The organism is Flavobacterium sp. CSZ, from assembly GCF_015350725.1.
Lineage (GTDB): Bacteria > Bacteroidota > Bacteroidia > Flavobacteriales > Flavobacteriaceae > Flavobacterium.
Genome location: NZ_JADKPQ010000001.1, coordinates 396,966 through 420,085 on the forward strand (window position 1 = coordinate 396,966; position 23,120 = coordinate 420,085).

Consider the following 23,120-nt stretch of genomic DNA (forward strand, 5'->3'; position numbering starts at 1 on the left):
ATGATAGAAATGTTTATCAAAAGAAAAATATTATCATTAATCATCTCGGTTATGATAGTACTTTTAGGATTACTGGCTTTGTTTCAGCTTCCTATTACCCAGTTTCCGGATATTGTACCGCCGTCTGTAACGGTTACGGCAAAATATACGGGAGCCAATGCGGAGGTTTCTGCCAATGCTGTGGCGCTTCCGCTGGAACGTGCCATAAACGGTGTTCCCGGAATGACGTATATGTCAACGGTAACTTCAAACGATGGTTTAACACTGATTCAGGTTTTCTTTGAAGTAGGAACCGATCCCGATTTAGCGGCTGTAAACGTTCAGAACCGTGTAACGACAATACTTGACGAACTTCCCGAAGAAGTAATTCGTGCCGGAGTTACCACCGAAAAAGAGGTAAACAGTATGCTGATGTATCTGAATATTACCAGTACCGATAAAACTCAGGATGAACAGTTTATCTTCAATTTTACGGATATTAATATTCTTCAGGAATTAAAACGTATTGATGGTGTCGGACGTGCTGAAATTATGGGGCAAAAAGAATATTCGATGCGTGTATGGCTGGATCCGCAAAAGATGCTTTCGTATAATATTTCGGCAAATGAAGTGATCAGTTCCCTTCAAAAACAAAACATTTCTGCCGCTCCGGGAAAAGTGGGTGAAGGATCAGGACAATTGGACAATCAGCTGCAATATGTAATTAAATACGGCGGAAAATTCTTTGAACCCAAACAATATGAAGAAATTCCACTGAGAGCCAATTCAGATGGAACCATCTTACGATTAAAAGACATTTCGAACATTGAATTTGGTTCGATGAGCTACGGAATGGTTTCTAAAACCGACGGAAAACCTTCGGCCTCCATAATGTTAAAACAGCGTCCGGGCTCTAATGCTTCTGAAGTTATTGCCAGTGTAAAAGAAAAAATGGCAGAACTAAAAGGAACTTCTTTTCCTCCGGGAATGGATTATAATATTGCCTATGACGTTTCGCGTTTCCTTGATGCTTCTATCGACGAAGTTTTAAAAACACTTATCGAAGCCTTTATTCTGGTGGCTTTTGTAGTTTTTATCTTCCTGCAAGACTGGCGTTCGACTTTAATTCCGGTTTTGGCCGTTCCCGTTGCCTTAATTGGCTCGTTTACTTTTATGTCGATGATGGGATTCTCGATCAATCTGTTAACTCTTTTTGCTCTAGTTCTTTCTATCGGAATTGTGGTCGATAACGCCATTGTCGTCGTCGAAGCCGTTCACGTAAAAATTTCCGAAGAACATATGGATCCTCTGCCCGCCACGATCAGCGCCATGAAAGAAATTAGCGGAGCCGTTATTGCCATTACTATTGTTATGGCTGCCGTATTTATTCCTGTAGCTTTCCTGAGCGGTCCGGTTGGGGTTTTCTACAGGCAATTCTCGTTAACCATGGCGATTAGTATTGTAATTTCCGGAATCAACGCTCTTACGCTTACTCCGGCTTTATGTGCGATTATGCTAAAAGCACACGATCCTAATAAACAAAAAACATCTTTGCTTGACAAGTTCTTCCACCGATTCAATAAATGGTTTGACAATATTACTTCTAAATACATTAGAGTACTGGTAAAATTTGCCGATCGTACTTCGATTACGGTTGGATTATTGGTTTTATTCTGTTTGTTTACCTGGGGAACGAGCAAGTTTCTTCCATCTGGATTTATTCCGTCTGAAGATCAGGGAATGGTCTATGTAAACGTAACCACACCACAAGGAGCAACGGTGGAACGTACTGAAAAAGCATTAGACGAAGTAACGCGTCTTGCCAAAGAAATAAACGGAGTTGACAACGTAACAACACTTGCCGGATACAGCATTGTAACCGAAATCGCGGGAGCTTCCTACGGAATGGGAATGATCAATTTGAAAGACTGGAAAGAACGCGATATTTCGGTAAACGAATTTATTGCCAAACTAACTGAGAAAACAAAAGGTATCAACGATGCGCAAATCGAAATTTTTGCACCGCCAACGGTTCCGGGATTTGGTAATACCAGTGGTTTTGAGCTTCGTTTGCTCGACAAATCAGGCGGAACCATTAATAATACCGATGAAGTAACCAAAAACTTTATTAAGGAACTTAACGCTTCTCCGGAAATACAAAATTCTTTTACCAGTTTTGATGCTACTTTCCCCCAGTATTTAGTTCATATTGATTATGATCTGGCGGCTAAAAAAGGAATTTCTGTAGACAATGCCATGGCGACTTTACAGACCATGCTGGGTTCATTTTATGCGACCAACTTTATTCGTTTCTCTCAAATGTATAAAGTAATGGTTCAGGCAAGTCCGCAGTTTAGAAAAAATCCGGAAAGCATTCAGGATATGTATTTGAAGAATGATGCAGGCGAAATGGTTCCGTTTTCGACTTTTATAAAACTGGAACGCGTTTACGGACCAGAAGTTTTAACGCGATATAATATGTACATGTCGGCGATGATCAACGGGGAACCTGCTGAAGGTTACAGTTCCGGAGATGCTATTGCGGCGGTAGAAAAAATCGCTGCCGAAAAACTCCCAAGCCGTTTTGAACTCGAATGGTCCGGAATGACGCGTGAAGAAATTCTCTCCGGAAACCAAACCATTTACATTTTTGCCTTATGTATTTTGTTTGTTTATCTATTGTTGGCTGCACAATACGAAAGTTTACTGCTTCCGTTTCCGGTGCTTTTAAGTCTGCCAGTGGGTGTTTTTGGTTCTTACCTTGCCCTGTTAATGGTGGGCTTAGACAACAATATTTACGCCCAGGTGGCACTCGTCATGCTAATTGGTCTGCTCGCCAAAAATGCCATCCTGATTGTGGAGTTTGCCATGGCACAAAACAAATTAGGACGCGAAATTACCCAGGCAGCAATCGAAGGCGCAAGACTTCGTTTCAGGCCCATTCTTATGACCTCATTTGCTTTTATTGCAGGATTGATTCCGTTATGTATTGCAAGCGGAGCCGGAGCGGTAGGAAATCGTTCGATTGGTACGGCTGCTGCGGGAGGAATGTTTATAGGAACTGTTTTTGGACTTGTGATCATTCCGGGGCTTTACATCCTGTTTGCCAAATTAGAAAAAGCAATGAATAAAAAATAAAACATGAAACAACAAATAAATCGATATATAATCTTTGGCGGTGTTTTGCTTCTTACCGCCTGCTCGGCACCAAAAATCAATGATAATCTGGCAGCAAAACAGCTGCCGGAAAATTTTGACCTGAAAAGAAAAAAAGCGTCTGATAGTCTGCAAACTTTTATTCCGTTAAAAACAGAAACGTATTTTAAAGATGCCAAACTGGAAAATCTTTTAAAGAAAGCAATTGCTCAAAATCCTGATTATTTAATTATGCAGGAAAGAATTTTAATTGCTAATTCTCATTTAAAAGTGGCAAAACTGGCTTTGCTGCCGTCTTTAGATCTTGTAGCAGATGCTTCGGGAACGCATTACGGAAAATATACCATGGATGGTGTAGGGAATTTTGATACCAATTTTTCCCAAAATATTAATGAGAAACAAAGGATAAACGAAAATGTTTCCCCTAACCTGTTTTTGGGTGGAAAAGTTTCCTGGGAAGCGGATATCTGGGGAAAACTGAGCAATCGTAAAAAAGCAGCACGCGAACGATTCTTTGCTTCTCAGCAAGGAATGCGTTTACTGCAAACCCGATTACTAAGTGATGTGGCCGACTTGTATTATAAACTCATTGCTCTGGACAAGCAAGCTGAGATTTACAAAAAAAACCTGAAAACACAGCAGAAAGCGCTTGATATTGTAGCGGCTCAGCGTTCTGTGGGAAAAGCGACAGAATTAGCAGTGCAGCAATTTAATGCGCAGAATAATAATATTTTGGCCGAAGCCGAACAGCTTAATTTAAGCATCGATCAAACCGAAAAAGCTTTATTGAATCTTTTAGGAGAATACGGCGGCAAAATCGAAAGAAGTGCTGATTTCTTTTCCGGTCATCTGGAGGTTTTGAATCAAAAAATAAGCGTGGATTCTATCATTCATAAAAGACCAGATGTTGCTGAAGCCTATCACGAACTGCGTGCTACAAATGCTGATGCAAAAGCAGCGCGTGCCGCCTTTTTCCCGACTTTAAATTTGGGAGGTTATGCTGGTTTTAATTCGTTTTCTTTCTCTACCTTTTTTGATAACGGATCGTTTGCCTGGCAATTGCTTGGCGGTTTAACGGCTCCTGTTTTTAATAAAGGACAGATCAAACAGGAATTTTTTGTATCCAATAAAAGACAGCAGATTTCGTTTTTACAATATCAAAATACGATTACAACGGCGTATAATGAATTAAGTGCTTTACTGCACAGAACGGAATCTTTTGTAGGCGTTTTAAAATATAAATCGAAGGAAATTGAGCATCTGGAAATTGCAGTAAACGTTTCGAATGACTTGTATTTGAGCGGTTATGCTAATTACCTGGAAATTATTAATGCTCAGAAAAATAAACTGCAGGCCGAACTGGACTTTGTTGACATTCAATTAAAAAATGCAGAGTCACAGGTATTATTGTACAAAGCTTTAGGAGGAGGAATAAACTAATCTTAAAGTAACTAATTGGTCGTAAATTTTTAAGTGCTTATAAAAACTGCAGTTATAAGAGGCTGTCTGAAATCTATTCAGGCAGCCTTTTTTTTATCACAAAGTCCCAGCGGCAAAGTTTTAGTACGCCACTCCCGATAGCTATCGGGATAAAGATTAAAATGATTTGAAAAATACGCAGATAAAAGCTCTCGCAGATCTGGCAGATTAAGCGGATTATTCTTTATCAAACTTTATCAAAAAATCTGCTGAATCTGCTAAATCTGCCAGAGAAAAAAAAATATTCGTTATCCTCTAAGAATTAGCCGCAGTTTCGTTTATATTCAATTTTAAAATACTGCCATAAGCAACAGCCGCTTTATGAACCTGAACACTCCAGTCTTCGGCTGCATTGTCATCGGCACCATCAGAGATGTATTTTAAGCACAAAAACGGAATATTTTCTTTCATGGCAATCATAGCCAACGCATAAGATTCCATATCTACCACATCATAAATGGTTTCAGAATGCTGCATTTCGAAACTATCTCCCGTACCGCAAATACCTAAGGGCAGACCGTCCATTTCCAAACCGTATTCTAAAACAGGCGGCAAACCAGACAAAGGCGTTTCATACAGAGCAAAACCAAGTCCTCTGACATCCATATCTCTTTGAACAAATTTTGTACAGCAAACTAGATCACCTTTCTTAAAATGAGTACTTCCCGCCGAACCCAGATTTACAATTACCGACGGTCTTTTTAATTGTATCGCTTTAGTCAATTCGTAGGCAGCATTGACTTTTCCAATTCCGGTAATAAGCGCAGTATGGTCTTTGAACACTTCGGCTGCTTCAGAAGCTAAGGCAAATGTAAAAAGTACCTCCTTGAAAGGATATGAATGGTTTTCGTTTATTTTTATCATAAAAATTGAAGTGTTTTTTATGTCGCAAATATCGGGTATTATTTACTTCTATATTTTCAAAATGGTTTGATTTTTTTATTTAATATTTACGGGTTTATTGTGTTTAGGATCGTAAAGCATGGCTGTACACAAACAGTTTTTTCTTTCTTTACTCATTAATATAGGGCAATTGACACAGGATTTGCAATTCTCCCAGAAAACCTCATCCGTTGTCAACTCAGCATACGTGACGGGCTCAAAACCTAATTCATGATTCATTTTCATTACAGCCAAACCGGTCGTCAGACTGAATATTTTGGCATCAGGATATTTTTGACGGCTCAATTCGAATATTTTTCTTTTAATCATTTTTGCCAAACCTGTATGTCTGAATTCAGGCGCAACAATTAATCCGGAATTAGAAACATATCGCCCCTCTTCCCAGGAAGATATAAAAGAGAATCCGGCCCATATACCTTCTGATGTAAAAGCGATGATAGCTTCGCCTTTTTTTATTTTTGATTCCAGCAATTCAGGAGAACGTCCTGAAATACCCGTTCCGCGGGCTATGGCAGAGGACAATGTGACGTCGCAAATTTCTTTTGTCCAAAAAACATGTTTGGCGCTGGCAACTTCAACCGTAAAATTCGGTATTTCTTCCGCAATTTGACTATTTTGTAATACAATTTGTTTGTTGGGGAATGGATCAGGCTCTGGAAAATCTTTGCCGAAAAAATCTATGGTACGTTGTAGGGTTTTCATATGTAGTTTGATGTATTCCCTATTTTATTAATAATACAATCTATAATGCATTTGGAAATACGAAACTGAATTTTCAATTTATATACCAATTCTCGAAAACCTATGTACTTTAACCATTATAACCTATATATCAACAACTTAATTACAAAACATACAACTTTGATTAAATGATATTCCTATCAAAATGATACGATTTTATCATTCTGATATCAATTGAACTTGTGTTTTAGGGATAACTTCAAAAATCTGTGGAGAGAAAAAAATTACCACAGAGAACGCTAAGTTTTTTTATCTTCTTTTTTATAAAAAAACACAAAGTTCACAAAGTTTTGTATTGGCTTAGCTTTGTGAACTTTGTGTTTTTAGAAGTATCCTTAAATAAAAATCTTGCGTTCTGTCATGAAAATAATTAATGAGTTTAATTTTTTTTCTCAACAACATTTAATGTCGATCCTATATTAGATAAGATTATTAAATCTTTAGCATAAAAAACCTCCAAAATCAAAGACTTTAGAGATTTGTATTTTTAATGTTTTAAACGAATCGTCATAACATTTATAAAAACGAAGTGTTAAATCGTTCAAAATGACACGTATATCCGTTTGGATTTTTGACCAGATAATCCTGATGATAACCTTCGGCAATCCAAAATTTACTAATAGGTTCAAGTGTCGTAACCACTTTTCCCTGCCATTTCTTAGAATCATCAACAAGTTGAATTACTTCTTTTGCCGCCTCCTCCTCTTCTTCGTTCTGAATAAATATAGCCGATCTGTAACTCGATCCTTTGTCATTACCCTGTCTATCTACCGTTGTTGGGTCATGCATCCTGAAAAAGTAATCCAATAATTCTTTAAAAGAAGTGATGTTGGCATCGTAAGTAATCTCTATTCCTTCTGCATGTCCGGGATGATTTTGATAAGTGGGATTATCATTTTCTCCGCCAATGTAACCCACTTCGGTATTAGTTACACCGGGACGAACACGAAAAAGGTCTTCCATACCCCAAAAACAACCTCCGGCTATATACGCTTTCTTTAAATTCTCCATAATATTTGTTTTTAAAAATCATTTTAAAACTTCAGTTTCTATAATTTTAGATTCTAAGTTTTATTGAATCAATGCATTAAAAAAATCATCTTTTAATGCTCCATTCTCTATCAAAGATAATGGATTATTTGTTGATTATATATAAAGGAAAACATAATTTAAAGTAAGAACATGGCGGTTTATGATCATTTTAAAAATCATCTAAAAAAGAATTTATATTAAATTTGAAATTAATAATTAGAAATATTTATTCAGCGCCAAGAAGAAAAACTTTTTAGATCTGGTTTGAAGCAATGATAAGTAAAAAAGAAAATGAATAAAACAGGTTTTAAATATAGTATCGCGATTATTTTTCTAATTTCATTTTTTTTTATCTATTGTAAAAAAACAGATAAGAATATTACTCTCACAGAAAAAGAATTGTACTACAAAATGTATTCAGAAAATGATAGTTTACTTGGATATTCTATGAGAAAATATGAATTTAGAAATGATACAATTATCGAAAAATACATCTCAATTAACTTAAATGGAAAAAAGAAGAATAAGTATTTGCGTGATTTTTATAGGAATGGATTAGATATGTATATTTTCTCCACTATCCAAAATGATAAAAACAAGTATTTATTTTTTTCTCCAACAATTAAAGACACCTGCTATTTTATTGACAGAAAATTAGATAATTTTTATTTGTGTGCTAAGGGAAAAATCAATTTCAAAAATCACCAGAATGTTTATAAAGTTTATTATGATGAAAGAGGATCCCATCCACGTAAAGAAACTTTGATATTAGATCAAGATTATACAATATTAGCTAGATTTGAAGATTGTTATGACTATAAAAAGGAAATTATAATTGAAAACAGTAAAACAATTGAAGATCTAAAAATTAAATTTCAAAAAGAACAAAAGAAAATTTTATGGTGGTAAAAATGCGTAATGTATTTATAGAAAAATAATGGTAAATCACTAGCAAGATACACGCGCCAGCGGGGGAAACATTTAGTTATTCTGCTAATAATTTTATAAAAAATGAAGGAATTCAAGCGCCAGATTCATTTGCTAATTGGTCTGCACAAGTTGGTGGTGGCATAATTAGTAATCGATTTGGAAAAGCAACAGATAATTACTTTGGAGGAGAAGGAATCTGAGGAAAAGTTATTGGAGAATATTTTAAAGGTATAATTGAAACAGGCTCAAATGCAGTTCCAAATTTAATAAAATAAATTATTAAAAATGAGTACAAAAAAAGTAGGAGGAATTATTGTTTTGTCCATTATAATTTTTATAATTTATGGACAACTTAAAAGTTATAGATATGAAAAGGAATTAGAGAGAAACGGAATTATTACGATTGGGAAAATTGACAGTATCCAAGAAACTCCCAAAAGAAATTATTTATATTTATCATATTATATTGGAAGCAAAAAATACATATCTTTTGAGAGCGGATTGCATAAAAATGTATTGCCAAAAGACATTGGTAAATTTTATAAAATAAAGTATTTATCAAATTCCCCTGAAATAATTAGAGGAATTTATTCTGCAGAGATTCATAACCAAAAAGAAATATTGAAATCAGGCTTTTCGCTCGAAGAAATTAAAAAATAAAAGCTGTATCCTCTGCAAAGGTTTATATTAAAAAAGCTGCGCAAATGTAGACTACGCAATTTTTTTGCTGTTAAAAAGTCGTAAATCCTCGTTCTAAGAAGAGTTCTTCCGATAAGCTGTACAAATTCATCTCTGACTTCGCAAGCAAGTTAATCCATTAAAGAACAATCACTAAAAAAGCCCATTCCTAAAGGTTTGGGCTTTTGTAGTCTTACAATCTAATTTGTTTTTTAAAAATCCTAACTGACAAAGTGATTGATCTTTATCTTAATTATGTAGCACCGATTTTAATTCGATATACTTTTCAAGATTTTTAAAATCGTGTCCTTTTCCTCTCATCGATTTAATGAAAGTTGGCGTAGCGCCTGTTGCCTGTGCTCCTACAACATCGTTCATATCCAGATTATTGAAACCAAGATCTTTGTACTGTTGTATCAAAGCAGGAGTTATATTTTGCGATTTTAATGCAATCAGGTCATCTGGTTTGATATTGGTAAAACCAGCTTTTTGAAAATCCCTGATGTATTCTGCGGTTACATTTAATGATTTCATAGCAATTAGATCACTGTTTGAAACATTGTCATATCCAACTTGTTTCAGGGAATTAATGAATGCTTTATCAATATTCAATGCTTTGAAAGCAAGGACATCATCATCGCTGTTTGAAGTGTTTTCCCCAGTATTATTAGCTTTTGCAGCACTGCGTACATCGGCAATATATTTACCATCGATGCCTTGTGATTTTAATGCTATAATATTACCCGGAGTTACCTCTTTATAACCCGACTTGCGTATTTCTTCGATATAAGCTTTGTCAATTCCTAATGATTTAAAAGGAACCAGATTCTCAAGATCAATATCCGGAATTGCCTGTTTTATCGATGCAATATAAGTTTCATTGACATCTAATGCTACAAGAGGAATAAGATGGTCTTTGTCCGGATTCTTGTAACCGCTTTGTTTTACCATTTGTACATACGAATGCTTGATGTTGATCATAAAGAAAACCATTAAGTCATCGTCTTCTGTCACTTTTATTCCTTCTTTAAGCATGGCTGCCTGATAGTTTTTATCGGCCGTAAATTTATACGTTCCCATTCCTTTATCGCCTTCAAATTTTCCGGTAAAAGTCATTGTTCCGGCTTCGCGTGTCAATGTAAATGTGCCTTGTTTGTCTCTTTGCAGGTCTTTAAATTCACTCAACTGAAAAGTGCTTGAAGAATTGTCTTTCTCATCGCTTTTTAATTGTAGATATACTTCATTGCCTTTGATCGTCGCCAACCAATTGCCTTCTGTTCGTATTGAATTTCGAACATTTGACTTTTTTGCGGCTTTTTCAGCAGACTTCTCTGTAGAATTAAGTGTTTGACTTTGCGCTGCCGGTTGATTAAAAAGGCAGGCAAACAATACCATAAGCGGTAAGAGGAAAAAATATTTCCACGTAGTGTTTACGTTTGATTTTTTTGAGTTCATCATGATGATTCGTTTTTTAAGTAATGATTGATTATAATTGGTTGTAAGACTCAAAGGAAATTGTGGTGCTGCTACTTTCAGCAGGCTAAACTGATAACTTTCTCTTTCAATAGTATCCTGTTTGAGCATTTGGTCATCGGTTAAAAATTCAAGATTAATTTCAAGTGCTTTTCGCCATTGCCAGGCAAAAGGATTGAACCACTGAAAAATGAGAACGATCTCGGCAAGCAAAAGATCTATAGTATGTTTTTGCTCGATGTGTATTTTTTCATGCAGCAAAATCTGATTGTAGGTTTCCCATTCGTATTTTTCAGGATTAATGAAAATATTGTTGGCAAAAGAACAAGGAGCTTTGTCTCCTGTTATTTCTACAATACGAAATTTTCCGTCCTGAATCACCGAACCCGAATAAGCTCTGGTAATTAATATGACTGCCTGCATTAAAAAATTTACTCCAAAAACGATTACTCCAAACCAATACAGGTAGATTAGCCATTGCAGCGCCACTTCAACATTGATGAATTGTTTTGTTGGTTCTACAGTGGTTTCCTGTATGGATTCTTGTTTTACTTGGGTTGTGCTATTTTTATGAACCGGAATTTCCGGTAAAAAAACAGCCGTTGTAGTTGGTGCATTTCTAAACGATAATTGCTGAGGCACCGGAATCAAAGGCAAAACAAAAGCCAATAGCATACAGCACAGCAATACATACCTGTTTAAATGAAAGAAAGTTTCTTTTTGCAAAAGCAGCTTGTAAAATACAAGACAGGCAGAAAGAATCAAAGCAGAATATAAGATATAAGGTATCATACTTTTCCTTTTTTAATGATATTTACTATTTCATCAAGATCCTTTTCTGTAAGCTTTTGTTCTTTTGCAAAAAAGGCAAGCATTCGCGGATAAGAGTTATCAAAATAATCACTCACAATGTCTTTTAATGCAAATTGCTGGTATTCTTCCCTACTGATGACAGGAAAAAAACAATGCATATTACCGGCTGTTTCATGATTCAGAAAACCTTTTTCTTCCAGAATCTTTACTATTGTTGCCACGCTGTTATAATGCGGTTTAGGATCTGGCAATAACGGAATTATGTCTCTTATAAAAGCTTTGTTTAAATCCCAAAAGACCTGCATGATCTGTTCTTCTCGTTTGGCTAGTTTTATCATGGTTAAATATTTTGATGCAAGATACTACTAATTAATTAGTAGACAAACTAATTGGTTAGTTTTTTAACTAATTAGTTAGTAATCGTAGAGAAATGGTACACGGATGGCACGGATTCGCTGGCGCGAAAGCACGGATTGACGCGGATTTTTAATGGTAAGTTTGGTTTTGAATGTTTGTAATGCTGAGTAAAGCCTTTACCTAAGTTTGCGTAATGGCACTCGGATGATGCGGATTTTTTAATGGTAAGTTTTGATTACGCACAATCTTGTCATCCTGACGGAGGAAGGATCACACATGAAACTCGACAAAGATTGACGATTTTGTTTATGAAGTTTTGATTACGCACAATCTTGTCATCCCGAGGAACGAAGGATCTCCGTTAGTAGATAACGCAAAGTATTTTTGATAAATTGTCGAGCTACTTGTGGAGATCCCTCGTTCCTCGGGATGACAAACTATACGAAAATAGTATTATGAAAATGACTGCCCTAGTCCCGATAGAAGCGGAAATCCTTTTGCGTCCGTCGCGGCGGACACAAAAGATTGGAACAGATTGCTTCTCCAGTTCGCTCTTTCAGACTCGGGTGCGGGATTAGCTCCTAAAAAAATTGGTCTATCGTAGAACTTTAATTAAAGAATCTATAAAAGATATAAACACAAATCTATTTTATCAATACACTTTTGTATTTTGTAATATCTTTCAGAACCACTCCAGTACCTCTAACAACAGCTCTTAAAGGATCTTCGGCAATATAAACCGGTAAATCTGTTTTTTGAGAAATTCTTTTATCAAGTCCACGTAGCATTGCTCCTCCTCCTGCGAGATACAAACCTGTGTTGTAAATATCGGCAGCCAATTCAGGCGGCGTTAACGAAAGGGTTACCATAATAGCATCTTCGATTCTAAGAATCGATTTATCTAGTGCTTTTGCAATTTCTCTATAAGTAACCTTTATCTCTTTTGGTTTTCCGGTAAGCAAATCTCTTCCTCGTACCAACATATCATTAGGAGGTTGTTCGAGTTCTTCCATTGCAGAGCCTACTTCAATTTTTATCATTTCTGCCGAGGCATCTCCAATATATAAATTGTGCTGTGTTCTCATATAATATAAGATATCATTGGTAAACACATCACCGGCAATCTTGATCGATTTATCGCAAATTATTCCGCCAAGGGCAATAACCGCAATTTCGGTAGTTCCTCCCCCAATATCCACAATAATATTACCCTGAGGCAGCATAACATCTATACCCATCCCTATAGCGGCCGCCATAGGCTCATGAATCAGGAATACTTCTTTACCATTTACACGTTCGCACGACTCTTTTACCGCTCGCATCTCAACCTCGGTAATACCGCTGGGAATACAAACCACCATTCGCAAAGAAGGCTTAAAAAGATTTTTTTTAATTTCCGGTATATTATTGATAAACCAGTTAATCATTTTTTCCGAAGCATCAAAATCTGCAATTACACCATCTTTCAGCGGTCGGATTGTTTTAATATTTTCGTGTGTTTTACCCTGCATTAAACTGGCCTCTTTGCCTACAGCAATAATTTTTCCGTTTCTTATATCTCTTGCCACAATCGATGGACTATCTACTACAATTTTTCCGTCATAAATTATTAAAGTATTCGCTGTTCCCAAATCCATAGCTATTTCCACTATCATAAAATCAAATAAGCCCATAATATAGTTTTGTTTAAGAACGCTTGTTATTGCTGTTTTATTCTCTGTAAACAGCAGAATGCAGATACTTTAGCAAAAATTAACAACAAGTAAAAACGTTTTCCTATTAAAACTTCAACATAAAAACGTCTTTAATTCTAAGTTTAAATAAGTTCTGTTAAAATTGCTATTCATTAGATTCAAAAAAAATCTATTTAATCTTAACCTTATCAATACCTACAAATTATGCAACTATAATTTATTTTCCTGTAATGAATAACAGCAACCTCTACGCTAAATTTGTAAAATACACGCCTTAAAAAAGTAAGCTTTACTATTTCTTTTAATAGAAAAAGACATAAAAGCTTCAGTTAATACAAAAAGTTTAATTTAAAAAATAGCGTTATGGAAAAGCAAAACAGCAACGAATACGGTCAGACAGACCCTGATTTTATTGATCAAAATACGCTAGTGGACGGAAACAGCATTCAAAGCGACGATCAATATAAACGAACTATTAATACGGAACCAATTCCGGAATTTGTAGAAGGCGATCCTGATTATATCGACCAGGAAACCCTTGTTGATAACGACAATTACGCCAGAGACGAGGATCCGTACCGATATGAGGAAAAATTCACAGAAGATTTGAATACAGAAATTGATATTGAAAACAATTCCTCTGTCAAATCAGAAGAGACCGAAGATCAGGATAAAACCCTTAATAAAGATACTTCTGTCAGCAACAATAACAAACAGGATGATCTTAATAAAGACGATGAATAATCGGATTATTAAAAATTACAACTACAAAATGGCATACCTATCGTATGTCATTTTTTGTATTTAAAAACAACAAACCTTCCCTTCACTTTCTGTTTTTTTCTGCAATTTGTCCTTTTCTAAAACTCTTTAGAAAGTTTAAAATCCTTACATTTACCCGCTGGCCAATCAAATTACGTTGCATAAACAATCAATTCAAGTAACGTTAAGCCAATTAATTTTAAGCAGTCAAGATGGAAAAACATACTGTATCAGTAGCATCGTTACCCTTAGATGATAATACAATATCGAATACGAAAATAAAGAAAGCTGATTTGTTACCCGATCCGGAATCTCGTCTGGATTCTATGGAAATGAAAGAAAAACCTCTTATGGATGCCAGTATTCAGTTTAGAGATTTAACGAATACTGCAACTAAAAAAGAAAGTATTGCCCGGCTGATTGATAAACTGGATGTTGAAAATAGCCTTAGATATCAAAAAACTGTAGAAGATACCTATTGCAATGTATACTCTTATGACTATTGTTATTTTTCGAAAGTATATCTGCCAACGGTTTGGTGGAAAGAAGAATCTCTGGAAAAAGTTTTAAATGGTGAAGATCTAGAAGCTATCTTTGAGCAAACGGTCGATCGCATTTATTCCAGCGCCATACACGATTGGTTCCCGAAATGGGGAGCGAGTTTTGGATGGGAAAAAATAGCTACGGTTGATGAAATGCAGCATAAGGTAAATGCCAATGGCGGAATTGGAATCATTTGTGCCAAAAGAAGAGAAAAAGGTCTTTCCGGACATATTGTTCCCGTTGTTCCTGAAACTGATTTGCATAAAGCGTATCGCGAAAATGGAATTGTAGTATATCCGCTGCAATCCCAAGCCGGAAAACTAAATTACAATTACTTCGCTGAAGTTCGTAAAGACTGGTGGAATGATGAGTTATATTCCTCGTACGTGCTTTATTATCACGAATAAAAATACAATTAAGGGAATTGCTCCAGCATTCAAAAAAAAATATTGATTATCAGCCTGTTAACTACTTGCAAATACGATAATAAAAAACTACTTTTGCAACTTAGAAAAAACAAGAATAGCAAAAGTTGTGATTTGCCTATTCCCTTGCTTAAATTATTGATACAAAAGCAATTAATAACAACAGTAATTTTATAACCTTATTATAAAAATTTACTTCTTAATTGATATTTCAGTCGATAAAATTGCAAAAATTCTAAAATATAAATTCCTATATTTTTAAAAGTAAACGAAAAACTTTTATAATGGAGGCAACAATATGCTTAATCCGTTATAGGTTTCTTGTCTCTGATTGAAACGGATTGGATTTGTATTTCCTGATAAAAAATGACTTGAAAATTTAAAATAACCTTAAAAAAAGAAAGTAAGTATAAATGAAAGACAATCAGACAAAAAAATATTATTGGGGAATAGGATTGGAAAACGAAACCTACATGCAATTTGAAGAATCCCTAATAGTTTCTGGTGAATTTATACAAGAAAAAATTGGTTTTGAGAAATACAGTATCGATTATAGAAAATGTTACAAACCTGAAAGCTTAGCTCCTATTTTAAAGAAAGCTTTTGGTTTGAATGAAAACTATAAAGTGAGCAGAATGATGAACAGTCATTCGCTGGAAAAACTTGATATCAATTATCAGCACAAAACATTATCGCCTGTTAGACCATTAGTGGATACCGCAACAGGTGAAATGATCGCACAGCCTACAGAAAACCCTGATTATCTGGGTAAATCAATCATGGAACTTTTCCTTGAAGATCAGCCGTACAATATTCAGAGTATGATTACCCAAAGAAACAAAACGATGGGTTCTGTACATTTTGATGGCGATTCGATCGAATTTGTAACCAAATATTTCGAGAACAGAACAATAGCGGAGTCCTGCAAAGAACTAAGAGCTACTAAAAAACTATTCCTGGACAAGATCAATGAATCTTCTGTACTGAAAGGAAAATTAAACTTTCCGGATTACAACAACGGTCTTAATATGTTTATGACCAATCAGGAAAACCTGGTTTTGTTTAATAACGGAACGTATCATTTTCATATTACGCTGCCGTCATTAACAGAAGACAGCCGAATTGTAGATTATAATGAATTCGAAAGAACACATGCCAATGCCATTTATTTATTGCAATGGTTTGAGCCTTTCTTTATAGCTACTCTTGGAAGTCCAGATATTATGGGCGTGATAAGTGATACTTACAGCCTGGACAAAAAATTTACTCTGGGTTCTATGCGAAATGCAATGTCGCGCTACATAGGCGTGGGAACGTATAATAAAGCGATGCCAAAAGGTAAAATCCTGACTTATAATGTTGATGATTTTAGAAAATTACTAAAATTTGAAAAAGAAGAAAACATTTGGTGGAGAGATCAGATTGAAGCTGATATGGAATACGAAATGTTATCTGAGGTTGGTCTTGATTTTAATCAGGAAAAAATGTACCAAAGCGGTTTCGAATTCAGAAGTTTTGATGAATTTCCGGCAGAATACTTAAACGATGTTCTTTTTGGGATTATCTTAATTTGTGAGCATTCTTTAAATCTTCCTGATGTTCAATGGGGACATGACAGCAAAGCCTGGAACAATCTTGTTTTTAAAACTTTAAAAATGGGTTATGCAACAGAAATTAATGAGGAAGAAAAACAGGAAGTTTTGGATTTATTGCAATTACTAAATCCTTCAGAAGCTAATTACAATACATTAAAATCAGAATTTGAAGCCATCACATTATTAGATGAGTTTTTCTTTAAAATCCTTGCGGTTTTACACGATATGTACAAAGACAACAATATTTGCCTTGATGCGATGTACGGACAAAAAACAAGTGCTCCGCCGAAATGGGATAACTTTAATAAATACCAGACCGAAAAGCATTTACAGCAAATTGGCGCTTTCTGCGAAAACTAAAAGTTTACAAAGCTGATTTTCAAAATATATCATAAAAAAACATCCCATCAAGAAAATTTCTTTTTGGGATGTTTTACATTTAAAAAGAGTGCATTACGCTACTTCTTCTACTTTTAAGATTTCCAGTTTTAGATTTCCTTTTTTAGCAGGCCATTCTACAACATTTCCTTCTTTATATCCTACCATCGCTATCCCTTCATCAGAAAGAATAGAAATTCTGTTTTTACTTACTTTGTTTTTTTCAGGACCTACAAATACAACCGTTTTTTCCTCATTGGTTGTACAATCTTTGTAAGTTACTCTTCGGTTTACAGAAACAATATCTTCCGGTAAATCTCTTCTTAGTACCTGTGTGGCTTTTTTAAGTTCATCAAGCAATAATACTTCTTCTTCTATTGTTACTTTTTTTCTTCTTACGTGATCTTTAATTAAATCGTATATTCCTGTTGTTAAAATGATATTTTGCGATTGTGACATAACTTTCTGTTTGCTCCATATTTTCACAGGTAAGATCATAACTCTTCATTGAATCGTTTATAGCTCTTTGTAATTTTGATTGCAATGATATCCTATCTCAATGAAAATTGAAGATTAAATAAAATGAGCGGTCCGGATGAAAGAATCCCTGTCTAGAGTTTTGACAGGGCTTAATTAATAAACTCTTTCGAACTTTTTAAGAAAGTATCGTCATGCAAATACAATAACGTGCCCATAAGGCTCATCAAGTCATTATTTGTTAAATAAAAATTTGAAATAGTCATTGTTTTTAAATTGCATTTTAATTTTGTGCAAGTTACTTCATTTCTTTGAAAGAAAAAACACCAAAAAACATAATAAAACGTTAACATCAACCCTATTAAACACTTATCTAATCCTAATACATTGACGGGACAAAGAAAAACTTTCCCTGTCCCGTTTTTAATTCATGATATAAGTAAAAAATTACCTTATTATCTAAGTACCCAATTGTCTAATTAATTTAAGGTATGATTTTATTGTTTCGTAACTGCGCAAACAATTCAAAAAACGAATCTTTGGTATCTTTATAAGCAACAAAGCCAAGTTTTCTACTCTTAGACATATCGGTCATTACTTCCAGAGGACGGCTTAAATCAAGATCTGTATGCCAGGCCGATGCTAATTGTCCTAAATCATCTTCTATCAATTGATGTTCATTTGCAATGGTTTTCCAGATCGTATCTTTTTTATTTAATTCTGTTTCAAGAGGTTGTATCGTTCCATTATATCCTTCCAATTCAATATCAAACCATTCTGCTATTTTCGGCCACAGCCATTTCCATCTAAAAACATCTCCGTTTGTGATATTAAAAGCTTCGTTATGAGCTTCAGGATTTGTTGCCGCCCAAATGATCTGATCGGCCAAAACTTTAGCATCTGTAACATCAGATATCCCTTTCCATTGTGCCTCAGAACCCGGCCAGATAAACGGACTTCCTTCGGTTTTGCAAATACTGGCGTAAACAGCCAAAGTGGTTCCCATATTCATGGCGTTCCCAATCGTTTTACCAATTAGCGTGTGCGGTCTGTGTATGTTCCAGCTAAAACCGTCTCTCGCTGCCGCTTCATATACTTCATCTTCCTGTGCGTAGTAAAAATTGGGCAGGTCTAATCGGGGTTGCTCTTCTCTTAATGGTGTTTGCGGTAAAGTACCTGTTGTAGCATAAGCATCAAAAGGCCCTAAATAATGTTTTAATCCCGTAACTAACGAAACATGTTTTATCGACTTTTTAGGAGATAATACGTTTAATAAATTACGAACCATGGCGCTATTTACCCTGATATTTTCTTCTTCGTTATCATTTCGCATCCATGTTGTAAAAAAAATATGAGTTGGTACAATTTCGCTTAAAGCGGTAACTAATGATTCAGTATGAAGTAAATCGGCAGCAATAGATTGTAAACCTTTAATATCATTTTTCGGATTTCGGGAAAGTCCAAAAACGGTCCATCCTTTTTCCAGAAGTTTTATGGCCAGATTACTTCCGGCAATACCGGTTGCTCCTACTACTAAGGCAATATTTCCGGCTGTTTCCTGTATTGGTAATTGTTGAGAATTCATAAGTAATTTATTTTTTCCAAAATTACTTCACAAACCTTGCTCAGAAAGATGACCTGAAACAAGAAATTCGCTTGATCTAAATCAATTATTTGGGAGCAAAAATGATATTCTTTTTAAGCCTGCTAAGGGTTTCAGGAGAAAGACCAAGATACGAAGCCAGTAAATTTTGCGGTATTCGTTTGATCAAATCAGGATTGTTTTCTATAATATGCCGGTACTTTTCTTCTGCCGTGTGGGTGTGCGAACTTATTAATCTTCGTTCTTTTGTAATTAAACTATTCTGAAAAAGCAATCGAAAATAGCGATCCATTACCGGAACTTGTATGGTTAGATTTTCGAAATCTTCTCTGGTAATCAGCAATACTTCTGAGTCTTCCATAGCATCGATGCTGTAAAAAGAAATTCCTCCACTAAAAAAGCTGCTCATGTCTGATGTCCACCAGCCTTTCGGCGAAAACTGGTTGATATGTTCATTGCCTTTATCATCTACATTATAAGCCTTTAAAAGTCCTTTTGAAACAAATGTCAAATAATTACAAACATGCCCTTCAACCACCACAAATTGCTTTTTCTTTAATTTTTTAGGTTTAAAGAAAGTCTTTATCAATTCCTTTTCGGCCGGGGTCAAAGAAACTTTTTCTTCAAGATGTTTGAAAATTATATCGTACATTTTAAACTATTTTACTTTATGAATGATGAGGCACAACAAATGTATGCTATTTATTTTTTAACTTTCATCCTCTAAAAAAATAGAGAATTACACTACCGTTTGGACACAAGTACAAAACAAACACGAATTGCAGGAATTTGCACAAATTTTAATTGGTTTATTTAGTTTGTGAAATTAATTTCACGAAATGAATTAGTGTCAATTAGTGCAATTTGTGTTTAAAATTGATTTATAATATTTATCCACACAGTAGGAGAATTAAGCCTGTTTTAATACATTGATTCGCAATTTTAAAGAGAAAAGAAATGGTATTAGATTTTAAAAACTTTCCGCAGCTTATAACAGAGCGATTAATATTGAGAAGTATTGAAAGTACTGATGCCGGGTTAATTCACAAACTACGTTCTGATGAAGTTGTAAATCAATTTGTGGGTAGAGATAATTCGTCAACATTAGAAAAAGCAAAAGAGTTTATTCTAAAAATACAAAATCTGGTCTCGAAAAATGAAGGGCTTTATTGGATCATACGACTAAAAGAAAACAACGATTTAATAGGAACTGTTTGTTTGTGGAATTTTGATCCCGAAAATGAAATCGTTGAAATTGGATATGAAATGCTGCCCGAATTTCAAGGCAGGGGAATTATGAGCGAATCCATCAAAGCAGTTACAGCCTATACTTTTGAAGAAATAAAAGCAAAGATAATTACGGCTTTTCCGTCAGCGGATAATGTCAATTCTGTAGCGATTCTAAAAAAACTGAATTTCGAATTCGAAGACAAAAAGTATAATAGTACGCATGAAAATGTAAACAATATTGTCACGTATACTTTACGAAATCATGCCTTTATTTAAAAACCAGATCAGGTATAAATACCTATACGGCAATCAGTAAAATATATTTATTTTTATATTGCTTTTGTATTCATAACTAATATCATCAAAATGGGAACACCTTCTGACCAGGGACCATCAAAAGAATTAAAAAATCGTGCCACTCCAATTAAAGAGGGAATCGCCGTTAGAAATGCCGGAATTGTTCTTTTAAATGACTATATCTCTATACTGTTCAAAAGGTTAAATCTCATTAAGGATAGCTATTTTGTAAGTATAGAAGCTCAAAAGAAAGCTGTGCAGTATTTACAATTTGTTGTTACCGGATTGACTCAAACAGAAGAAATTTATTTACCCTTAAATAAAGTACTCTGCGGTTTGCCTTTTACCGATAATGTTCCTGATACAATTGAAATTTCAGAACCAGACAGATTTCTTATACAAGGACTACTGGAAGCTGCCATCTCTCATTGGTCTGTAATCGGCAACTCCTCTGTAGATGGTTTTAGAGGCAATTGGCTCGTTCGGGACGGAATCCTTACCGATTTAGAAGAAAGATGGGAACTTACGGTCGACAAAAGAGCTTACGATATACTAATAAACAAATCTCCTTTTGCTTTCTCAATTATAAAATATCCGTGGATGAATAAACCTTTGCATGTTATTTGGCCGTATTAGAAACTATAAAACCCGCAAAAGCTATGCCCTGGACTATTCTTGAAAAACTTTGGAAACGTACTGTAAATCCTTCCCTAATTCCTTCTACAGAGGAAACACAAAGCTGGAATGAGGAAATTAAAACCTTATACGAATTGGGTATTGGTATGGAAGACACACTACAGTTTTTATATTTCGAAAAACCTGATTTAGAAACTTTTAAATCCTGGATTACTTCTAAAAAGAGAAAAGAGAATACTGAAACTGATGATTTTACAGATAACGTACTTTCAAAAGAAGATCTCGAATTCTGGAATAAAAATGGTTATGTTGTTGTAAAGGATGCTGTTTCGAAAGCAGATTGCAAAGCAACCCAAAAAGCTATTTGGGATTTTTTAGAAATGGATCCCAATCAAAAAGAAAGCTGGTACAAGAGACACGAAAATCAAAAAGGATTGATGCTTAATTTCTCTGATCATGAAACTTTAAATAAAAACAGATTTTCGCCCAGAATAAAAAAAGCATACGAACAGCTTTACAACACAAACGATATCTATAAAACGATCGACAAAGTAAGTTTTAATCCGCCTGAAACCGCTGAGTTTACTTTTTTAGGAAGTGCGCTTCATTGGGATACCAGCTTAAAACAGCCTATTACATTTGGGCTTCAGGGACTACTCTATCTCACTGATTGCGGGGTTAATGACGGCGCTTTTCATTGTGTAGCGGGATTTCATAACCAAATAAATCATTGGCTGGACAACCTGGAGCCTCATGAAAACCCAAGAGATAAAGCTCTTACAACATTAGAACCAAAACCTATTTTGGGTAATGCGGGCGATTTTATTATTTGGGATAATAGACTGCCGCATTGTGCAACGCCAAACAAAGGTAAAAGTCCCAGAATGGTGCAGTATCTTACGTATTTGCCTAATGATTATAATGCTTCGGGAGAATGGCTTTAAGCTGAAACATCAGCGTAATTGATTTGAAAATTTCATTTAAAACAAAATCAAAAAACATCCATTTCTTCATGACAATTACCTGATAATAATACAATTGTGCAATATAAATTCTATAATACTATTGTTTTAGGAAGTTTCTACATTTGTTTATATTGATTTAAATAATGTATTATGACAACTTCAAATCACAAAAACAATATTTCGAGTGCAAGAACTTCAGAAAAAAAATCTGAGGTAAAATCAACTTCATCAAGAAATAATGAAAAGACCATTATTGAAATCAAAAAAATCAGTCATAACAAACCATAATTATTAATACAATACATTTGAAATTACCCTTTTCTTATTACCTCAATCCCGATGTCCTTTTTCTGGCCAAAGATCTTTTGGGCAAAGTGCTTTTTACCCAAATTGATGGCGCGGTAACTGCAGGGGTTATCGTAGAAACCGAAGCTTATTTTGGTGTTCAGGATAAAGCATCGCATGCTTATGGCGGACGTCGTACGAGCAGAACCGAAACACTTTATCAGCATGGAGGTATTTCGTATGTTTATTTGTGCTACGGAATTCATAATCTCTTTAATATTGTAAGCTCGGTCCAAGGCGAACCTCATGCAGTATTAATACGCGCCATTGAACCTCTTATAGGATTGGATATAATGGAAACCAGACGTAAAATAGCCGCTTCAAAAGCTGCAATATCTTCAGGTCCCGGGTCTGCGGCCAAAGCTTTAGGTATCGATCGTACCTTTAACGAAAAAGAGCTCATAGGCGAAGAAATCTGGATAGAAGATCATAATATTCGCTATACTCCTGATCAAATTGCAGCAGTGTCCCGCGTTGGTGTCGCATACGCACAGGAAGATGCTCTTCTGCCCTGGCGTTTTTTTGTTACAGACAATAAATATGTAAGTAAACCCAACAAAATTTAATCTTAATTATAAATGTACTTCGCACTTTTATCAAAGCATCTAAAACTTTATAAGATCGCATCT

General features: G+C 35.0%; 21 protein-coding genes. 12 read left to right on the top strand and 9 right to left on the bottom strand.

All coding sequences use genetic code 11. The features are described 5' to 3' along the window. Together IRZ78_RS01660 and IRZ78_RS01665 are read left to right on the top strand one after the other, a co-directional pair. Entirely contained in the window at positions 1 to 3,117 is a 3,117-nt protein-coding gene (locus tag IRZ78_RS01660) for an efflux RND transporter permease subunit (RefSeq protein ID WP_194614864.1), read from the top strand. A gap of 3 nt (positions 3,118 to 3,120) precedes the next feature. Next, positions 3,121 to 4,575: a TolC family protein gene (locus IRZ78_RS01665; protein WP_194614865.1), complete on the top strand. Its 1,455-nt coding sequence runs from the start codon at positions 3,121 to 3,123 to the stop codon at positions 4,573 to 4,575. A gap of 294 nt (positions 4,576 to 4,869) precedes the next feature. Here the strand turns inward: IRZ78_RS01665 and IRZ78_RS01670 are convergent, their stop codons facing one another. The 3 genes from IRZ78_RS01670 to msrA all read right to left on the bottom strand — a co-directional run bounded on the left by IRZ78_RS01670 (position 4,870) and on the right by msrA (position 7,269). Next, positions 4,870 to 5,478, bottom strand: coding sequence for a 5'-methylthioadenosine/S-adenosylhomocysteine nucleosidase (locus tag IRZ78_RS01670; RefSeq protein WP_194614866.1), 609 nt, complete (start codon positions 5,476 to 5,478; stop codon positions 4,870 to 4,872). A gap of 75 nt (positions 5,479 to 5,553) precedes the next feature. After that, the gene (locus tag IRZ78_RS01675; RefSeq protein WP_228520322.1) at positions 5,554 to 6,219 is read right to left on the bottom strand and encodes a GNAT family N-acetyltransferase; all 666 of its coding nucleotides are present in this window, start codon (positions 6,217 to 6,219) and stop codon (positions 5,554 to 5,556) included. 555 nt (positions 6,220 to 6,774) lie between these two features. Then, complete coding sequence (gene msrA, locus IRZ78_RS01680; RefSeq protein ID WP_194614867.1) at positions 6,775 to 7,269, bottom strand: peptide-methionine (S)-S-oxide reductase MsrA; 495 nt, start codon at positions 7,267 to 7,269, stop codon at positions 6,775 to 6,777. A 312-nt stretch (positions 7,270 to 7,581) separates the two neighbouring features. Here msrA and IRZ78_RS01685 point away from each other — a divergent pair, with 312 nt between their 5' ends. Beyond that, complete coding sequence (locus tag IRZ78_RS01685) at positions 7,582 to 8,199, top strand: hypothetical protein (protein WP_194614868.1); 618 nt, start codon at positions 7,582 to 7,584, stop codon at positions 8,197 to 8,199. A 306-nt stretch (positions 8,200 to 8,505) separates the two neighbouring features. Beyond that, positions 8,506 to 8,880, top strand: coding sequence for a hypothetical protein (locus tag IRZ78_RS01690; RefSeq protein ID WP_194614869.1), 375 nt, complete (start codon positions 8,506 to 8,508; stop codon positions 8,878 to 8,880). Positions 8,881 to 9,147: 267 nt separating this feature from the next. Here IRZ78_RS01690 and IRZ78_RS01695 read toward each other — a convergent pair whose 3' ends face one another. The 3 genes from IRZ78_RS01695 to IRZ78_RS01705 form a co-directional block, all read right to left on the bottom strand. Beyond that, complete coding sequence (locus IRZ78_RS01695) at positions 9,148 to 11,163, bottom strand: M56 family metallopeptidase (protein WP_194614870.1); 2,016 nt, start codon at positions 11,161 to 11,163, stop codon at positions 9,148 to 9,150. Next, positions 11,160 to 11,522: a BlaI/MecI/CopY family transcriptional regulator gene (locus tag IRZ78_RS01700; RefSeq protein WP_173971667.1), complete on the bottom strand. Its 363-nt coding sequence runs from the start codon at positions 11,520 to 11,522 to the stop codon at positions 11,160 to 11,162. Before IRZ78_RS01700 ends, IRZ78_RS01695 begins: the two co-directional genes overlap by 4 nt. A 663-nt stretch (positions 11,523 to 12,185) precedes the next feature. Then, positions 12,186 to 13,214 carry a rod shape-determining protein gene (locus tag IRZ78_RS01705; protein ID WP_194614871.1) on the bottom strand — a complete coding sequence of 343 codons (1,029 nt, stop codon included), beginning with the start codon at positions 13,212 to 13,214 and terminating at the stop codon, positions 12,186 to 12,188. A gap of 384 nt (positions 13,215 to 13,598) precedes the next feature. On the opposite strand from IRZ78_RS01705, the gene IRZ78_RS01710 reads away from it, so the two are divergent. The 3 genes from IRZ78_RS01710 to IRZ78_RS01720 all read left to right on the top strand — a co-directional run bounded on the left by IRZ78_RS01710 (position 13,599) and on the right by IRZ78_RS01720 (position 16,920). Continuing rightward, entirely contained in the window at positions 13,599 to 13,979 is a 381-nt protein-coding gene (locus IRZ78_RS01710; RefSeq protein ID WP_194614872.1) for a hypothetical protein, read from the top strand. 230 nt (positions 13,980 to 14,209) lie between these two features. Next, on the top strand, positions 14,210 to 14,947 hold the full coding sequence (locus tag IRZ78_RS01715) for a hypothetical protein (protein ID WP_194614873.1): 738 nt from the start codon (positions 14,210 to 14,212) through the stop codon (positions 14,945 to 14,947). A gap of 431 nt (positions 14,948 to 15,378) precedes the next feature. Beyond that, positions 15,379 to 16,920 carry a hypothetical protein gene (locus tag IRZ78_RS01720; protein ID WP_194614874.1) on the top strand — a complete coding sequence of 514 codons (1,542 nt, stop codon included), beginning with the start codon at positions 15,379 to 15,381 and terminating at the stop codon, positions 16,918 to 16,920. Between the two features lie 93 nt (positions 16,921 to 17,013). Here the strand turns inward: IRZ78_RS01720 and IRZ78_RS01725 are convergent, their stop codons facing one another. From IRZ78_RS01725 to IRZ78_RS01735, 3 genes are all read right to left on the bottom strand, one after another. Beyond that, the gene (locus IRZ78_RS01725) at positions 17,014 to 17,397 is read right to left on the bottom strand and encodes a GreA/GreB family elongation factor (protein WP_194614875.1); all 384 of its coding nucleotides are present in this window, start codon (positions 17,395 to 17,397) and stop codon (positions 17,014 to 17,016) included. Between the two features lie 502 nt (positions 17,398 to 17,899). Then, the gene (locus tag IRZ78_RS01730; RefSeq protein ID WP_194614876.1) at positions 17,900 to 19,000 is read right to left on the bottom strand and encodes an SDR family oxidoreductase; all 1,101 of its coding nucleotides are present in this window, start codon (positions 18,998 to 19,000) and stop codon (positions 17,900 to 17,902) included. Between the two features lie 85 nt (positions 19,001 to 19,085). Further along, positions 19,086 to 19,670 (bottom strand): Crp/Fnr family transcriptional regulator, encoded by a 585-nt coding sequence (locus IRZ78_RS01735; protein ID WP_194614877.1) that lies wholly within the window; start codon positions 19,668 to 19,670, stop codon positions 19,086 to 19,088. 305 nt (positions 19,671 to 19,975) lie between these two features. Between IRZ78_RS01735 and IRZ78_RS01740 the strand changes: the two genes are divergently transcribed. From IRZ78_RS01740 to IRZ78_RS01760, 5 genes are all read left to right on the top strand, one after another. Then, on the top strand, positions 19,976 to 20,524 hold the full coding sequence (locus IRZ78_RS01740; protein ID WP_194614878.1) for a GNAT family N-acetyltransferase: 549 nt from the start codon (positions 19,976 to 19,978) through the stop codon (positions 20,522 to 20,524). A gap of 90 nt (positions 20,525 to 20,614) precedes the next feature. Next, the gene (locus IRZ78_RS01745; protein WP_194614879.1) at positions 20,615 to 21,181 is read left to right on the top strand and encodes a contractile injection system tape measure protein; all 567 of its coding nucleotides are present in this window, start codon (positions 20,615 to 20,617) and stop codon (positions 21,179 to 21,181) included. A gap of 23 nt (positions 21,182 to 21,204) precedes the next feature. Then, on the top strand, positions 21,205 to 22,125 hold the full coding sequence (locus IRZ78_RS01750) for a phytanoyl-CoA dioxygenase family protein (RefSeq protein ID WP_194614880.1): 921 nt from the start codon (positions 21,205 to 21,207) through the stop codon (positions 22,123 to 22,125). 171 nt (positions 22,126 to 22,296) lie between these two features. Next, the gene (locus tag IRZ78_RS01755; protein ID WP_194614881.1) at positions 22,297 to 22,434 is read left to right on the top strand and encodes a hypothetical protein; all 138 of its coding nucleotides are present in this window, start codon (positions 22,297 to 22,299) and stop codon (positions 22,432 to 22,434) included. 17 nt (positions 22,435 to 22,451) lie between these two features. After that, complete coding sequence (locus IRZ78_RS01760) at positions 22,452 to 23,057, top strand: DNA-3-methyladenine glycosylase (protein ID WP_194614882.1); 606 nt, start codon at positions 22,452 to 22,454, stop codon at positions 23,055 to 23,057. The last annotated feature ends 63 nt before the right edge of the window (positions 23,058 to 23,120 follow it).

What these genes read in the sequence shown, in the direction of transcription:
- IRZ78_RS01730 (WP_194614876.1), bottom strand. Translation starts at nt 19,000, where the DNA reads ATGAATTCTCAACAATTACCAATACAGGAAACAGCCGGAAATATTGCC.
- IRZ78_RS01745 (WP_194614879.1), top strand. Translation starts at nt 20,615, where the DNA reads ATGGGAACACCTTCTGACCAGGGACCATCAAAAGAATTAAAAAATCGT.
- IRZ78_RS01670 (WP_194614866.1), bottom strand. Translation starts at nt 5,478, where the DNA reads ATGATAAAAATAAACGAAAACCATTCATATCCTTTCAAGGAGGTACTT.
- IRZ78_RS01735 (WP_194614877.1), bottom strand. Translation starts at nt 19,670, where the DNA reads ATGTACGATATAATTTTCAAACATCTTGAAGAAAAAGTTTCTTTGACC.
- IRZ78_RS01665 (WP_194614865.1), top strand. Translation starts at nt 3,121, where the DNA reads ATGAAACAACAAATAAATCGATATATAATCTTTGGCGGTGTTTTGCTT.
- IRZ78_RS01725 (WP_194614875.1), bottom strand. Translation starts at nt 17,397, where the DNA reads ATGTCACAATCGCAAAATATCATTTTAACAACAGGAATATACGATTTA.
- IRZ78_RS01695 (WP_194614870.1), bottom strand. Translation starts at nt 11,163, where the DNA reads ATGATACCTTATATCTTATATTCTGCTTTGATTCTTTCTGCCTGTCTT.
- IRZ78_RS01750 (WP_194614880.1), top strand. Translation starts at nt 21,205, where the DNA reads ATGCCCTGGACTATTCTTGAAAAACTTTGGAAACGTACTGTAAATCCT.
- IRZ78_RS01685 (WP_194614868.1), top strand. Translation starts at nt 7,582, where the DNA reads ATGAATAAAACAGGTTTTAAATATAGTATCGCGATTATTTTTCTAATT.
- IRZ78_RS01690 (WP_194614869.1), top strand. Translation starts at nt 8,506, where the DNA reads ATGAGTACAAAAAAAGTAGGAGGAATTATTGTTTTGTCCATTATAATT.
- IRZ78_RS01720 (WP_194614874.1), top strand. Translation starts at nt 15,379, where the DNA reads ATGAAAGACAATCAGACAAAAAAATATTATTGGGGAATAGGATTGGAA.
- IRZ78_RS01740 (WP_194614878.1), top strand. Translation starts at nt 19,976, where the DNA reads ATGGTATTAGATTTTAAAAACTTTCCGCAGCTTATAACAGAGCGATTA.
- IRZ78_RS01755 (WP_194614881.1), top strand. Translation starts at nt 22,297, where the DNA reads ATGACAACTTCAAATCACAAAAACAATATTTCGAGTGCAAGAACTTCA.
- msrA (WP_194614867.1), bottom strand. Translation starts at nt 7,269, where the DNA reads ATGGAGAATTTAAAGAAAGCGTATATAGCCGGAGGTTGTTTTTGGGGT.
- IRZ78_RS01705 (WP_194614871.1), bottom strand. Translation starts at nt 13,214, where the DNA reads ATGGGCTTATTTGATTTTATGATAGTGGAAATAGCTATGGATTTGGGA.
- IRZ78_RS01660 (WP_194614864.1), top strand. Translation starts at nt 1, where the DNA reads ATGATAGAAATGTTTATCAAAAGAAAAATATTATCATTAATCATCTCG.
- IRZ78_RS01710 (WP_194614872.1), top strand. Translation starts at nt 13,599, where the DNA reads ATGGAAAAGCAAAACAGCAACGAATACGGTCAGACAGACCCTGATTTT.
- IRZ78_RS01675 (WP_228520322.1), bottom strand. Translation starts at nt 6,219, where the DNA reads ATGAAAACCCTACAACGTACCATAGATTTTTTCGGCAAAGATTTTCCA.
- IRZ78_RS01715 (WP_194614873.1), top strand. Translation starts at nt 14,210, where the DNA reads ATGGAAAAACATACTGTATCAGTAGCATCGTTACCCTTAGATGATAAT.
- IRZ78_RS01700 (WP_173971667.1), bottom strand. Translation starts at nt 11,522, where the DNA reads ATGATAAAACTAGCCAAACGAGAAGAACAGATCATGCAGGTCTTTTGG.